The sequence below is a fragment of the Lutibacter sp. B1 genome, from assembly GCF_012524075.1.
In the GTDB taxonomy this organism is placed as follows: Bacteria; Bacteroidota; Bacteroidia; order Flavobacteriales; family Flavobacteriaceae; genus Lutibacter.
In genome coordinates this window covers 37,774-52,887 of record NZ_JAAZUI010000005.1, presented here as the reverse complement: position 1 = coordinate 52,887, position 15,114 = coordinate 37,774, and the positions used below count along the sequence as shown (strand labels likewise).

Genomic DNA, 15,114 nt, shown 5'->3' with positions numbered 1-15,114 from the left:
TTTAAAAATTCTCAGCAACTTGTTGGTTCAAATCATCAATAAAATTCAATAATTCATCTTTACCTGTTTTATTACTAGCAGATGTTACAAAATATTGAGGCATAGTTTCCCAAACAGTACTTGTTATTTTTTTGCTGTAAAACTGAATATTTCTGTTCAGTTCAGAAAGTTTGAGTTTGTCTGATTTTGTAAAAACAATGCAGAAAGGTATACCGTTTTCACCTAAAAATTCCATAAATTCTAAATCTATTTTTTGAGGTTCTAAGCGAGAATCAACCAAAACAAAACTACAAACTAATTGTTGACGTTGCAAAAAGTAATCTTTTATAAATTCTTGAAATGTTTGCCTTTTAGATTTTGAAACTTTAGCATAACCATATCCCGGTAAGTCAACTAAAAACCAGTTATTATTTATTTTAAAATGATTGATTAGCTGAGTTTTACCTGGTTTTCCTGAAGTTTTAGCTAACTTACTTTTATCAGTCAACATATTTATTAATGAAGATTTACCAACATTACTACGTCCAATAAAAGCGTACTCAGGCAGTTGCTCTTTTGGGCATTTAGAAACATTTGTATTGCTAATTACAAAATCAGCACTTTTAATAATCATTAGTTATAAGTTTCTTTCTTTTAGCCAGTTGTCTAAAATTTCATTGAATTTATCAGGATACTCCATCATAGGAGCATGCCCACATTTTTCAATCCAATATAAATTGGCATCCGGTAATAACCGTTGAAAATCTATAGCAACTTCAGGAGGTGTTACATTGTCATTTTCACCCCAAATAATACAAGCCGGTGTATTCATTTCAGGCAAATCATTAGCCATATTATGTCTAATAGCACTTTTTGCAAGAGCAAGAGTTTTAATTAACATTTTTCTGTCGTTAACTGACTCAAAAACTTCATCTACAACTTTTTTTGTTGCAACTTCAGGATTGTAAAAAACTTCTTCAGCTTTTGCTTTAACATATTCATAATCACCTCTTTTAGGATAAGTGTCACCTAAAGATTTTTCATATAAGCCTGAACTTCCTGTTAAAACTAAACCAGCAACATTTTTCAAGTTTAATTTTGTGAAATATAATGCAATATGTCCACCTAAAGAATTACCAAGTAAAATAGCCTTATCAATATTTTTGAACTCCATAAACTCTTTTAAAAATTTTGATAAATTTTTAACGTTGGTTTTTAGTAAAGGTAGTGTGTAGATAGGTAATTCAGGAATTATTACTTTGTATCCTTTGTTAGAAAAATAGTTAAATACATTCTCAAAATTACTTAGTCCTCCCATTAATCCGTGTAACACAATTATTGGTTTTCCTTCACCTGCTTCAATGTAACTAAATTCTCCTTCTTTTATAAGATTACTGCTCATTAAAATATATTGTTTAAGCTAAATGCAAAGGTAACTTTTTTTTCTAAAGTATCATTTTATAAAATTATGATTTAATAAAAAATTAAGAACCTGTCTTTTAAAATGGTAAGTGAAAAAAAGGGTAATAAGCTAAAAGTTATCAACAAAGTGGGTAAAAGTGGAAAAATGTGGGAAAAAATTTATATTTTTGATTTCATACAAGAGTAAAATGGTAAATTTAATTGGAACATACGAAGGAAAAGCTGATGCTAAAGGAAGACTGGTGCTTTCTTCAGCATTAAAAAAACAGCTTTTACCCATGTTGCAAGAAGGTTTTGTGTTAAAACGTTCGGTGTTTCAGCCTTGTTTAGAATTATACCCAATGTCTGAATGGAATTTAATGATGGCAAAAGTAAACAAACTGAATAGGTTTGTTAAAAAGAATAATGATTTTATAAGACGATTTACTGCGGGTGTAAAAATTATTGAATTAGATAGTTCCGGAAGGTTATTAATACCTAAAGATTTACAGCAGTTTGCTGGTATTTCGAAAAATGTAGTGCTTTCTTCAGTTGTCAATATTATTGAAATATGGGATAAAGAAAACTACGAAAAAGCTATTGATGATGCTGTAATTGATTTTGCTGATTTAGCTGAAGAGGTAATGGGTAATATAACTGATGAAAATAATGATGGAATATCATAATCCTGTATTGCTTAAGGAAAGTGTAGATGGTTTAAATATTAAACCTGATGGAATATATGTAGATGTTACGTTTGGTGGCGGAGGACATTCGAAAGAGATTTTAAGCAGACTTAATGATAAGGGAAGGCTTTTTGCTTTTGATCAAGATGAAGATGCTCAAAAAAATGATATTGATGACGAAAGGTTTGTGTTGATACCTCAAAATTTCAGACATATAAAAAGGCATTTGCGTTTTTATGGTGTAAAAAAAGTTGATGGAATTTTGGCAGACTTAGGAGTTTCGTCACATCAATTTGATGAAGCAGAAAGAGGTTTTTCAACACGTTTTGATGCTGATTTGGATATGAGAATGAATCAATCGGGAGAATTATCGGCATTTGATGTTGTAAATACGTATGAAGAAGATAAGCTAAGTAATATTCTGTTTCAATATGGAGAATTGCGAAATGCAAAAGCCATCGCTAAAAAAATAAGTAAATCACGTACAGAAAATAAAATTAAAACAAGTTTTGAGCTAAAAGAAGTATTGAGTGAGTTTGTGCCAAAATCAGTTGAACATAAAGTTTTGGCTCAAATTTTTCAAGCTATTAGAATAGAGGTAAATCAGGAAATTGAAGTGTTGAAAGAATTTTTAGAGCAAGTTCCTGATATGTTAAATAAAGATGGAAGATTAAGCGTAATATCATATCATTCCTTAGAAGATAGGCTGGTAAAACGCTTTATAAGAGATGGATTGTTTGAAGGTGAGCCGGAGAAAGATTTTTTCGGAAATATTAAAGTTCCGCTAAAAAGAGTTGGGAAAATGATAGTACCAACAGCTCAAGAAATAAAATTAAATAACAGAGCAAGAAGCGCAAAACTTAGAATTGCAACACTAGCATAAATGTCAAAAATAAAAGATAACATATATGATATTTTAAAAGGTGATTTTTTAGTAAATGAAGATTCCTTTAAAAATTGGAGGTTTATCCTCTTTATAGTGTTTTTAATGTTATTGATGATTGCCAGTTCTCACAACATCGATAAAAAAGTAATGGAAATATCTGAGTTAAATAAAGAAATTAAAGAATTAAGAGCTGAATTTGTTGATACAAGATCAATTTCAATGAAAATGAGGTTGGAATCAACAATACGTAATAAAGTGGCTGATCTTGATTTGTATCCAAGTGAAAATCCACCTCAAGTAATAAAAGTAGTTTCAAAAAAATCAAACTAAAATTGTCGGTTACCCAAAAAAACATATTAAATAAATTATATATCGTGTTTATTTTTATAACACTTTTTTTGGTTGCTATAATAGTAAGGCTTACTAATATACAATTTGCCGATGGTGAAAAATATAGAAATTTATCACAGCAACTTACCCTTCGAAATGATACAATTTTTGCAAACAGAGGTAATGTATTTTCAGCCGATGGAAGTTTATTGGCAACTTCAATGTCTCAGTATGAGATAAGAATGGATACCTATACAGTTAATTCTGAAGTTTTTGAAAAAAACATAAGAGAACTTTCGGTAGAACTTTCAAAAATGTTAGGAAAATCGGCTTCATATTGGGAGACAAAAATCAGAAAGGCACGAAATAATAAAAATAGGTATCTGTTTATCACTCGCAAATTAGGTTATACAGATTATATAAAAATAAAAAGCTTTCCAATATTTAATTTAGGAATGTATAAAGGTGGTTTTATTGCAGAGCAAACAACAGTTCGAGCACATCCGCTGGGAAAAGTTGCTGAAAGAACCATTGGTTATGATGATTATAGAGGAGCTCCGGGAATTGAAGGTGCTTACAGAGATTATTTAAGAGGAAAATATGGCTGGAGGATGAAGCAAAAAATTGCAAAAGGACAATGGAAGCCTATAAATGATAATAATGAGAAAGAACCAATTGATGGAAAAGATATTGTTACAACTATTGATGTTAATATACAAGACATTGCACATCATTCTTTATTAAAGCAATTAGAGTATTACGAAGCCGATCATGGATGTGTTGTGGTTATGGAAACTCAAACAGGTGAAATTAAAGCTATTTCTAATTTAGGAAGAAGTTCTTCAGGAAAGTATTATGAAAGATTGAATTATGCTGTTGGAGAATCGCATGAACCGGGATCTGCATTTAAAGTAATGTCTATGGTAGTTGCTTTAGAAACCGGAGCCATAGATACAAGCACTGTTGTTGATACCGGAGATGGAAGGTATAAAATGTATGGTAGGTATATCAACGATTCTAAAAGAGGAGGTTATGGTGAAATTTCAGCGGCAAGAGCTTTAGAAGTTTCTTCAAATATTGGTTTTGCAAGATTAATAGATGAAAATTTTGGTGAAAATCCCGAAAAATTCATTACTTCATTAAAGAGAATGAACTTAAATAATGTGCTTGGTTTACCTATTAAAGGTGAAGGAAAGCCGGAAATTCCTGCGCCGGGAGAAAAAAAATGGAGTAAAAACGCATTGCCTTCAATTGCTTACGGTTATAACTTACAGTTAACACCTTTACAAACGCTAACATTTTATAATGCAATAGCCAATAATGGTGAAATGGTAAAACCAAGATTGGTTAAAGAAATACGTTCGAAAGATCAAAGTGTTACATATTTTGAAAAAGAAATCATTAATCCTTCAATTTGTTCAAAACAAACCATTGATAAAGTAAAAGAGATATTGAAAAATGTGGTGGTACGCGGAACAGGGAAAAAATTATATAGTGAAAGTTTTTCAATGTCTGGTAAAACCGGAACTGCACGAGTAGAATATTGGATGAATGATTGGAATGAGAACAAAAGATATATTTCCTCATTTACCGGATATTTTCCCTCTGAAAACCCAAAATATTCGTGCATAGTTGTAATTCATAAACCTAAAGTTCAAAAAGGATATTATGGAGCCGATGTGTCAGGTCCGGTTTTTAAAGATATAGCTCAAAAAATCTATTCGTCTAACCATATAATAAATGAAATTGATTATAAAATACCAGATTTTGCAAGTGTTCAAAATGATTATAACAATTTTTACACTATTTCTAATAAGGAGTATAATTCGATCCCAAATGTGAAAGGAATGGCGGGTATGGACGCCATTTCTTTGCTGGAAAATTTGGGACTAAAAGTAAGTTTGGAAGGAAATGGGAAAGTTGTAGAACAATCATTAAATGAAGGTGATAAATTAATTAAAGGAACAACAATAGTTTTAAAATTAACTTAATTGAAATTAGTTAAAGACATATTGTATAAAGTATCGGTAAATGCCGTTCATGGTACCACTCAAAAAAGTGTAAATGCTATTGAATTTGATTCAAGAAGCATTAAACAGAATAGTTTATTTGTTGCACAAAAAGGATTGGTTTTTGACGGACATAAATTTATTGATACAGCTATAGAAAAAGGAGCTACGGTAATTGTTTGTGAAACATTACCTGAGAATTTAGTTAAAAGCATTACTTATATTCAAGTTGAAGATACAAATAGTGCTTTAGCAATTATGGCTTCCAATTTTTACAACAATCCTTCATCTAAATTAAAATTAGTTGGAATTACTGGTACTAACGGTAAAACCACTATAGCTACACTTTTATATAAGTTATTTGTAAAAGCAGGTTATAAAACCGGATTGTTGTCAACTGTAAAAATTTTAGTTGATGAAAAAGAATATAAAGCAACACATACAACACCAAATTCGGTTTTAATAAATAAGTATTTATATGAAATGGTTGAGTTGGGTGTTGATTATTGTTTTATGGAGGTTAGTTCACATGGAATTCATCAAAAAAGAACTGAAGGATTACAATTTGCTGGCGGAGTGTATACAAATTTAACTCATGATCATTTAGATTATCACAAAACATTTATAGAGTATAGAGATGTAAAAAAGTCATTTTTTGATGCTTTGCCTAAAACAGCATTTGCTTTGGTAAATATAGATGATAAAAACGGCTCAGTAATGCTTCAAAATACCCAAGCAAAAAAATATGGATATGCTCTAAAAACAATGGCTAATTATAAAGCTAAAATTTTAGAGAATCAGTTTTCAGGATTGTTGTTGAATATTAATAATAATGAGGTTTGGACAAAGTTAATTGGAAGTTTTAATGCCTATAATTTGTTAGCTGTTTATGGAGTTTCTTGTTTGTTAGGTTTAGATTCAACGGAATCATTAACATATATAAGTGAATTGGAAAGTGTAAGTGGAAGATTTCAATACTTTGTTTCAGGAACAGGTATAACCTCAATTATTGATTACGCGCATACTCCTGATGCATTAAAAAACGTGTTGGAAACGATTAATGATATTAGAACAGGCAACGAAAAAGTAATTACAGTTGTTGGTTGTGGAGGTGATAGAGATAAAGCTAAAAGACCTGTAATGGCGCATATAGCTTCTCAACTAAGTACTCAGGTAATATTTACTTCCGATAATCCAAGAAGTGAAGATCCGCAAATAATTATAAATGAAATGGAAGCCGGAGTAGAGCCTCAAAATTTTAAAAAAACAATTTCTGTTTTAGATAGAGAACAAGCTATTAAAACAGCTATACAATTTGCGAATAAAGGAGATATTATACTTGTGGCAGGTAAAGGTCATGAGACATATCAAGAGATTAAAGGAATTCGTTCGCATTTTGATGATTATGAAAAAGTAAAGCAATTATTAAAAGCCATAGAAAGTTAGTACAATGTTATATTATTTATTCGATTATTTAGACAAGCATTACAATTTGGCCGGAGCAGGTTTATTTCAATTTATAACGTTCCGTTCAGCAATGGCTTTTTTGTTCTCGTTATTGATTTCAACAATTTATGGGAAAAGAATTATCAATTATTTACAACGATTGCAAGTAGGTGAGTCTGTAAGAGATTTAGGACTGGTTGGACAAATAGAAAAAGCAGGAACTCCAACAATGGGAGGTGTTATTATAATTTTAGCAACATTAATTCCGGTATTGTTATTTGCACAAGTTGACAATGTGTACATAGTAATTCTGATTGTTACCACTATTTGGATGGGTACTATTGGTTTTATAGATGATTATATAAAAATATTTAAAAAAGATAAAGAAGGTTTAAAAGGAAGATTTAAAATATTAGGCCAAATTACTTTAGGAATTTTTGTTGGAGCTATGCTTTATTTTCATCCTAATGTAACTATGAAAGAGAAATTACCACAAGGAGTGCATATAGTTTCTGAAAATGGTAAAACGGTATTGTTTTCCGATGCAAAAAAATCTACTAAAACAACAATCCCTTTCTTAAAAAATAACGAATTAGAATATGCAGCAGCATTAGATTTTTTAGGTGAAGGATATAGAAAATATGCTTGGATAATTTTTATACCAATTGTAATATTTATAATAACAGCAGTATCAAACGGTGCTAATTTAACTGATGGAATAGACGGATTGGCTGCGGGCTCTTCGGCAATTATGGTACTTACCTTAGGAGTTTTTACGTGGATTTCCGGTAACATTATTTTTGCCAATTATTTAGATGTTATGTACATACCTAATTCTGGAGAAATGACTGTTTTTATAGCTGCTTTTGTGGGTGGTCTGGTTGGGTTTTTATGGTATAATACATATCCGGCACAAGTGTTTATGGGAGATACAGGAAGTTTAACTATTGGAGGTATTATAGCTGTTTTAGCAATTGCAGTACGTAAGGAATTACTTATTCCAATTTTAGCAGGAGTTTTTGTAGTAGAAAACCTATCGGTAATTCTTCAGGTTAGTTTTTTCAAATATACCAAAAAGAAATACGGCGAAGGAAGAAGGATATTTAAGATGTCACCACTACATCATCATTATCAAAAATCAGGTTATCATGAAAGTAAAATAGTAACACGATTTTGGATTGTAGGTATAATGTTGGCAGTTTTAACAATTGTAACATTAAAGTTGCGATAATGCCCATCCTTTTATTCCTTTCCAAAGGAAGCAGGATAATGAATATATAATGAATAAAAATGCAGTAAATAGTAAAAGTGATGAATTCCCTTTAGGGAGAGATAGGAGGCTTTTAGCAATTCTTGGAGCGGGAGAAAGCGGAGTGGGTACAGCTATTCTGGCAAAGCAAAAAGGATACAATGTTTTTGTTTCTGATAAGGGGATAATTAAAAATAGATATAAAGAAGTTCTTTTAAATAACAATATAATTTTTGAGGAAGAAAAGCATACCGAATCTGAAATTTTTGATGCTGATGTTGTAATGAAAAGTCCCGGAATACCCGATAGTGTTCCAATTGTACAACAACTAAAAGAGAGTGGTATTCCTGTTATTTCAGAAATAGAGTTTGCTTCAAAATTTACTAATGGAGTTATAGTTGGAGTTACCGGTTCAAACGGTAAAACAACTACAACAATGTTGGTAAATCACATTTTGAAAAAAGCAGGGTTAAATGTTGGAATGGGAGGTAATATTGGGAGCAGTTTTGCTCAACAAGTTGCAGAAAACAATTTTGATATTCATGTGTTGGAGCTAAGTAGTTTCCAATTAGATGGAATTGTAGATTTTGCGCCTCATATTGCTATTATAACCAATATAACACCTGATCATTTGGACAGATATAGCTATAAACTTGAAAATTATGTTGAATCAAAGTTCAGAATAACAAAAAATCAGACAGAAAATGATTTTTTGATTTATGATGCTGATGATAAGGAGATTTTAAATTGGCTAAACAACAATAAAGTAAAAGCAACTTTATTGCCTTTTTCAATAGAAAGAAAGTTGGAACAAGGAGCTTATTTAAAAGACAACAAAATAATAATAAAATATAAAACCGAAAAAATAATAATGAGTAAGTCAACTTTAACATTAAAAGGAAAACACAACACAAAAAATGCAATGGCAGCTACTATGGCAGCTACATTGTTAAAAGTTAGAAAAGACACGATAAGAGAAAGTCTTGAAGATTTTGAAGGTGCCGAACATAGGCTTGAATCTGTTTTAAAAATTAATGGAGTACAATATATTAACGATTCTAAAGCAACAAATGTAAATGCAACATTTTATGCTTTAGAAAGTATGCAGACTCCAACTGTTTGGATTGTTGGTGGTGTTGATAAGGGTAATGATTATATGGATTTAATGCCATTGGTTAGAGAAAAAGTAAAAGCAATTATTTGTTTAGGAATAGACAATCAAAAAATAGTACAAACATTTTCGAATGTGGTTGATTTAATTGTGGAAACTGCAGGTGCAGAAGAAGCGGTTAAAGTAGCCTATAAAATTGCAGAAAAAGGGGATACAGTGTTGTTATCTCCGGCATGTGCAAGTTTTGATCTGTTTGAAAATTATGAAGATAGAGGGAATCAATTTAAACAAGCAGTTAGAGAATTATAATATTTAGTTAAGTGAAAAACATTCTTAATAAATTAGAAGGAGATCGCGCTATATGGGCAATAGTAGTTTTTTTGGCTGTATTGTCTTTTATGCCTGTGTATAGCGCAAGTACCAATTTGGTTTATGTATCCAATAATGGTACACCTACATATCATTTATTAAAGCATGTTGTTTTATTATTTTTTGGGTTTTTAATTATTTACGGAGTACATAAAATTCCGTATAGATATTTTAGTGGAGGTTCAGTATTAATGCTGCCTTTAGTTATAGTTTTACTTATTTATACACTTACAAAAGGTACAACTATAGGTGGTGCAAATGCAAGTCGTTGGATTCAAATTCCGTTTATTGGTGTTGGTTTTCAAACATCAACATTGGCAAATGTTGTTTTAATGGTATATGTTGCTCGTTATTTAGCACGAAACAAAGAAAACAAAATTACATTTAAAGAAAGCGTATTGCAATTATGGGTTCCGGTTGCTATTACTTTGATGTTAATTTTACCGGCAAACTTTTCAACTACAGCCATTATTTTTTTAATGATATTATTGGTAGCCTACATAGGAGGTTATCCTTTTAAATATATAGCATCTGTTGTGGGGATAGGTGTACTGGTATTAACTCTATTTGTGCTTACAGCCAAAGCATTTCCTAATGTTATGCCAAATAGAGTTGATACTTGGATAAGCAGGGTAGAAAATTTTTCTGATAAAAATGGAGAAGAAGGTTATCAGGTAGAAAAAGCCAAAATTGCTATAGCCAGCGGAGGATTAAAAGGTAGAGGTCCGGGTAAAAGTGTTCAAAAGAATTTTTTACCACAATCATCATCTGATTTTATTTTTGCAATTATAGTTGAAGAGTATGGTTTGTTGGGTGCACTTATTGTGATTTTAGCCTACTTGTTTTTGCTTTTTAGAATGATTATTGCTACCAAAAAAGCAACCAGTGTTTTTGCTGCATTGTTAATAATTGGAGTTGGTTTACCTATTATTTTTCAAGCAATAATAAATATGGCGGTAGCCGTTAATTTATTTCCTGTAACCGGTCAAACATTGCCTTTAGTTAGTAGTGGTGGAACATCTATTTGGATGACATGTTTTGCTATTGGAATAATTTTAAGTGTAACAGCAAATAAAGAAAAAGTTATTGCTGTTGAAAATGAAGAAAACCCTTTAGATATTTTACATGAAGCAATTGGTTAACATAATATTAAGTGGCGGTGGAACAGGAGGGCATATTTATCCGGCTGTTTCAATAGCAAATGAATTGAAGGCAAAATATCCTGAAGCTAACTTTTTATTTGTAGGGGCCAAGGATAAAATGGAAATGGAAAAAATACCTCAAGAAGGTTACAAAATAGAAGGATTATGGATATCGGGAATTCAACGAAAAGTAACATTGAATAATTTGGCATTTCCTTTTAAACTAGTGAGTAGTTTGTGGAATGCTTTTAAAATTATAAAGAAATTTAAGCCTAGTGTAGTGATTGGAACTGGGGGGTTTGCAAGTGGTCCAACTTTATATGCGGCGAATTTAAAAGGAATAAAAACTTTAATTCAGGAACAAAATTCGTTTCCTGGTATTACTAATAAATTATTGGCAAAAAAAGCCGATAAAATTTGTGTGGCGTACGATGGTTTGGAACGCTTTTTTCCTTCTGAAAAAATTATTAAAACAGGAAATCCTGTACGTCAGGATTTATTGAATATTGATGGAAAAAGAAAAGAAGCATTAGATTTTTTTAAGCTTGATAAACATAAAAAAACATTGGTGGTTATTGGAGGAAGTTTAGGTGCAAGAGCCATTAATAATTTAATTGAAAAAAATATAGAATTTATTGTTTCTAATAATGTACAGGTAATTTGGCAAACAGGAAAGTTGTATTACAATGAATTTAAAAAATACGACGAGTTAGAAGGTGTTCAAACACACGCATTTTTAAATAAAATGGACTTGACTTATGCTGCGGCCGATTTTATAATTAGCAGAGCAGGTGCAGGATCAATTTCAGAATTGTGTATAGTTGGTAAACCGGTAATTTTTATTCCATCTCCAAATGTAGCTGAAGATCATCAAACAAAAAATGCATTGGCAGTTGTAAACAATAACGCTGCTTTGTTATTAAAAGAAACCGAGTTAAACATGTTTCACATCATGTTTAAAGAGTTAATTAACAATGAAAATTTACAACAAAAATTAAGTGAAAATATAAAAAAACTGGCATTACCTAATGCAACTAAAAATATAGTAAGAGAAATAGAAAATATATTAAAAGGTTAATTTGAATTTAGAGAATATACATAACGTCTATTTTATTGGTATCGGTGGAATCGGTATGAGTTCTATTGCAAAATATTTTAAAAGCAATGGAAAAAACGTGGCTGGTTACGATAAAGTTTCAACTACTATAACTAAATCTCTTCAAGAATTGGGAATTAAAATTCATTTTAAAGATTCTGTTGATTTAGTTGATGAAACTTTTAAAAATAAACAAAATACCATAGTAGTTTATACGCCGGCAATTCCTAAAAATCATTCTGAATTCAACTATTTTTTAGAAAATGATTTTACAGTTTTAAAACGATCTGATATTTTAGGTGAAATTACCAAAAACTCTACATGTTTAGCTGTAGCCGGTACACATGGTAAAACAACAACTTCAACAATTTTAGGTCATATTTTAAAAGAAAGCGGTGTTGATGTAACAGCTTTTTTAGGTGGAATTTCAGAAAATTACAATTCAAATTTAATATTAGGAGGGAATGAAATAACAGTTGTTGAAGCCGATGAATTTGATAGATCTTTCTTAAAACTTTCACCAAATATTGCTTGCATAACTTCAATGGATGCCGATCATTTAGATATTTATGGTGAACCTGTTGAATTACACAAATCGTTTATAGAATTTGCCAATAAAGTATCAGAAACTTTAATAGTAAAAAAGGGTTTGCCAATTGAAGCTAAAACCTTTGGGTTGAACGAAAATGCAGATTTTGATGCTAAAAATATAAGAATTGAAAACGGTGTTTATTTTTTTGATGTACAAACTCCAACTGAGTTTATTAAAAACATACAAATTAATTTACCGGGAAAACATAATGTGCTAAATACGGTGGCAGCTTTGGCAATGGCGAATAGTTTTGGAATATCACTCAAAGCCATTGCTAAAGCTTTACTAACATTTAAAGGAATTAACCGACGATTTTCTTATAAAATTAAAACCGAAAATTTAGTGTTAATTGATGATTATGCACATCACCCAACAGAAATAAATGCAGTAATAGATTCAGTTAGAGAAATGTATCCAACTAAAAAGGTTATGGGTATTTTTCAACCGCATTTATACAGTAGAACAAGAGATTTTGCTGATGATTTTGCAAGTAGTTTATCTCGATTTGATGAGCTTATATTACTAGATATTTATCCGGCCAGAGAATTACCAATTGAAGGAGTTACTTCAAGTTGGTTATTGAGTAAAATAAGTTTAAAAAATAAACGCATTTTAACCAAACAAGAATTGGTTGAAAAAAGTATAAAATCTACTGCCGAAATTATTGTTATGATTGGCGCAGGAGATATAGGAGAATTGGTTGATGTAATTAAAAATAAATTGAGTGTTGAAAATTAACTGGAATTACATAAAAGGTTTGTTTTTAGCTGCTTTGGTAGTGTTTTTATATGGGTTTTCTCATAAGAAGAACAGCACTCAAAAAGTACACGATATATCTATTGAATTTGAAAAAGGAGATAACCTTTTTATGAATTATGATATGGTTAATAAATTGTTAATACAAAATGGAAAAACGGTTAAAAATCAAGCAAAATCTGTTATAGATTTACAAAAATTTGAGGCGAAAGTACTGGCACATCCAATGGTTGAAGATGCATCTGTTTATTTAACAGTTGACGGTTTGTTAAAAACCAAAATAAAGCAACGAACGCCTATTGCAAGAATTACAACAAATAGTAGTAGCTATTACATTGATAGACAGGCAAAAGTAATGCCTTTGTCATCAAATCATTCGGCTAGAACTTTGTTGGTTAGTGGTAATATAAAAGAAGAAGATAGTAAAAAAATATATCAGCTTGCTTCAACAATTTTGAGCGATGAATTTTTAAAAAAACAAATAATTGGCGTTCAAAAAATGCAGAATAATGAATTTGTTTTGATGACTCGCATAGGTGGACAAATAATTTTGATTGGTAAAATTGAGGATTTGAAACAAAAATTCGAGAATTTAAAATCGTTTTTTAATAAAACGTTGGCTGATAATACAATTGATAATTACACAACAATAAATTTAAAATACAACAATCAGGTTGTGTGTACAAAAAAGTAGAATATGGAACACGATGATATTTCAGTAGGATTAGATATAGGAACAACTAAAATTGTTGCTATGATTGGTCGTAGAAATGAATACGGAAAGATTGAGTTACTAGGTATTGGTAAAGCCAAAAGTTTAGGTGTACATAGAGGTGTAGTTAATAATATTACCCAAACAATACAGTCTATTCAAATGGCTGTAGATGAAGCAATTGCTGTTTCAGGCATTAAAATTAACAAAGCTGTTGTAGGTATTGCTGGTCAACATATCAGAAGTTTACAGCATAGCGATTATATAACACGGCCAAATTCTGAAGAAGTTATTAGTGATGATGATTTGGATAAACTTGAAAAACAAGTATATAAATTGGTAATGTTGCCTGGTGAAGAAATTATACATGTGCTGCCACAAGAATTTAAAGTTGATGGACAAGCAGAAATTACTGAACCAGTTGGAATGTATGGAGGAAGATTGGAAGCAAATTTTCATGTTGTTGTTGGGCAAGTATCATCTATTAGAAACATAGGACGCTGTATAAAAAGCGCCGGATTAGATTTAGCAGGAATCACATTAGAACCTTTAGCATCAGCAGAAGCGGTATTAAGTAATGAAGAAAAAGAAGCAGGTGTTGCTTTGATTGATATAGGAGGAGGAACAACAGATTTAGCTATTTTCAAAAATGGAATCATTCGTCATACAGCGGTAATTCCTTTTGGTGGAAATGTTATTACTGAAGACATTAAAGAAGGATGTTCTATAATTGAAAAGCAAGCAGAATTATTAAAAACCAAATTCGGGTCTGCTTGGCCAGGAGAAAATAAAGACAATGAAATTGTCTCAATTCCGGGATTGCGAGGAAGAGATCCGAAAGAAATTACTTTAAAAAATCTTTCAAAAATAATCCATGCAAGAGTGGTTGAAATTATTGAACAGGTTTTTTCTGAAATAAAAAATTACGGACACGAAGAGCCTAAGAAAAAATTAATTGCAGGTATTGTTTTAACAGGTGGTGGAGCTCAATTAAAACATTTAAAACAGTTAGTAGAATATATTACTGGGATGGATACCAGAATAGGTTATCCAAACGAAAATTTAGCAGGTGATTCTGATGAAAGTTTATCAAGTCCACAATACGCAACAGCAGTTGGACTGTTAATGAACGGACTTAATAAAGTTCAAAAACAAAAGAATAAAATTGCAGAAGAGCAAAAACTTAAAAAAGATAAAGAAGTTAGTGGTTCAGAAAAAGAAGAAGAAAAAATTATTGAACCTAAAAAAATTAAAAAGTCATTTATAGAAAGATGGGGAGAAAAATTGAGAGACTTTTTAGATAATGCAGAATAAATTACAAGAATTAGAAAATACCAATAAATTTATATT

Annotated in this window: 14 protein-coding genes; 12 read left to right on the top strand and 2 right to left on the bottom strand. The window is 30.7% G+C overall.

Going from position 1 to position 15,114, the window contains the following annotated elements:
* Position 1 precedes the first annotated feature (1 nt).
* Together yihA and HGB55_RS04220 are read right to left on the bottom strand one after the other, a co-directional pair.
* A complete protein-coding gene (gene yihA / locus HGB55_RS04225; protein WP_211047341.1) occupies positions 2-613 on the bottom strand; it encodes a ribosome biogenesis GTP-binding protein YihA/YsxC in 612 nt (203 codons plus the stop codon).
* A gap of 3 nt (positions 614-616) precedes the next feature.
* Positions 617-1,381 carry an alpha/beta fold hydrolase gene (locus HGB55_RS04220; RefSeq protein ID WP_168814950.1) on the bottom strand — a complete coding sequence of 255 codons (765 nt, stop codon included), beginning with the start codon at positions 1,379-1,381 and terminating at the stop codon, positions 617-619.
* A gap of 208 nt (positions 1,382-1,589) precedes the next feature.
* On the opposite strand from HGB55_RS04220, the gene HGB55_RS04215 reads away from it, so the two are divergent.
* The 12 genes from HGB55_RS04215 to ftsA are packed head-to-tail and all read left to right on the top strand — an operon-like array spanning position 1,590 to position 15,078.
* Complete coding sequence (locus HGB55_RS04215) at positions 1,590-2,066, top strand: division/cell wall cluster transcriptional repressor MraZ (protein WP_168814948.1); 477 nt, start codon at positions 1,590-1,592, stop codon at positions 2,064-2,066.
* The gene (gene rsmH / locus HGB55_RS04210; protein ID WP_168815134.1) at positions 2,053-2,949 is read left to right on the top strand and encodes a 16S rRNA (cytosine(1402)-N(4))-methyltransferase RsmH; all 897 of its coding nucleotides are present in this window, start codon (positions 2,053-2,055) and stop codon (positions 2,947-2,949) included. The genes HGB55_RS04215 and rsmH overlap by 14 nt, the downstream gene beginning before the upstream one ends.
* The gene (locus HGB55_RS04205) at positions 2,950-3,282 is read left to right on the top strand and encodes an FtsL-like putative cell division protein (protein ID WP_168814946.1); all 333 of its coding nucleotides are present in this window, start codon (positions 2,950-2,952) and stop codon (positions 3,280-3,282) included.
* Between the two features lie 2 nt (positions 3,283-3,284).
* Positions 3,285-5,273 carry a penicillin-binding protein gene (locus tag HGB55_RS04200; RefSeq protein ID WP_211047340.1) on the top strand — a complete coding sequence of 663 codons (1,989 nt, stop codon included), beginning with the start codon at positions 3,285-3,287 and terminating at the stop codon, positions 5,271-5,273.
* A complete protein-coding gene (locus HGB55_RS04195; RefSeq protein WP_168814944.1) occupies positions 5,274-6,737 on the top strand; it encodes a UDP-N-acetylmuramoyl-L-alanyl-D-glutamate--2,6-diaminopimelate ligase in 1,464 nt (487 codons plus the stop codon). It begins immediately after the preceding gene.
* Positions 6,738-6,741: 4 nt separating this feature from the next.
* A complete protein-coding gene (gene mraY / locus HGB55_RS04190) occupies positions 6,742-7,968 on the top strand; it encodes a phospho-N-acetylmuramoyl-pentapeptide-transferase (protein WP_168814941.1) in 1,227 nt (408 codons plus the stop codon).
* Between the two features lie 49 nt (positions 7,969-8,017).
* The gene (gene murD, locus HGB55_RS04185; RefSeq protein ID WP_168814939.1) at positions 8,018-9,406 is read left to right on the top strand and encodes a UDP-N-acetylmuramoyl-L-alanine--D-glutamate ligase; all 1,389 of its coding nucleotides are present in this window, start codon (positions 8,018-8,020) and stop codon (positions 9,404-9,406) included.
* An 11-nt stretch (positions 9,407-9,417) separates the two neighbouring features.
* A complete protein-coding gene (locus HGB55_RS04180; RefSeq protein WP_168814937.1) occupies positions 9,418-10,608 on the top strand; it encodes an FtsW/RodA/SpoVE family cell cycle protein in 1,191 nt (396 codons plus the stop codon).
* Positions 10,592-11,686, top strand: a complete 1,095-nt coding sequence (gene murG, locus HGB55_RS04175; protein ID WP_168814935.1) for an undecaprenyldiphospho-muramoylpentapeptide beta-N-acetylglucosaminyltransferase — start codon at positions 10,592-10,594, stop codon at positions 11,684-11,686. Before HGB55_RS04180 ends, murG begins: the two co-directional genes overlap by 17 nt.
* 1 nt (position 11,687) lies before the next feature.
* The gene (gene murC / locus HGB55_RS04170) at positions 11,688-13,034 is read left to right on the top strand and encodes a UDP-N-acetylmuramate--L-alanine ligase (RefSeq protein ID WP_168814933.1); all 1,347 of its coding nucleotides are present in this window, start codon (positions 11,688-11,690) and stop codon (positions 13,032-13,034) included.
* Positions 13,021-13,746 (top strand): cell division protein FtsQ/DivIB, encoded by a 726-nt coding sequence (locus tag HGB55_RS04165; RefSeq protein WP_168814931.1) that lies wholly within the window; start codon positions 13,021-13,023, stop codon positions 13,744-13,746. Before murC ends, HGB55_RS04165 begins: the two co-directional genes overlap by 14 nt.
* Before the next feature lie 3 nt (positions 13,747-13,749).
* Positions 13,750-15,078, top strand: coding sequence for a cell division protein FtsA (gene ftsA / locus HGB55_RS04160; protein ID WP_168814929.1), 1,329 nt, complete (start codon positions 13,750-13,752; stop codon positions 15,076-15,078).
* Positions 15,079-15,114: the final 36 nt, after the last annotated feature.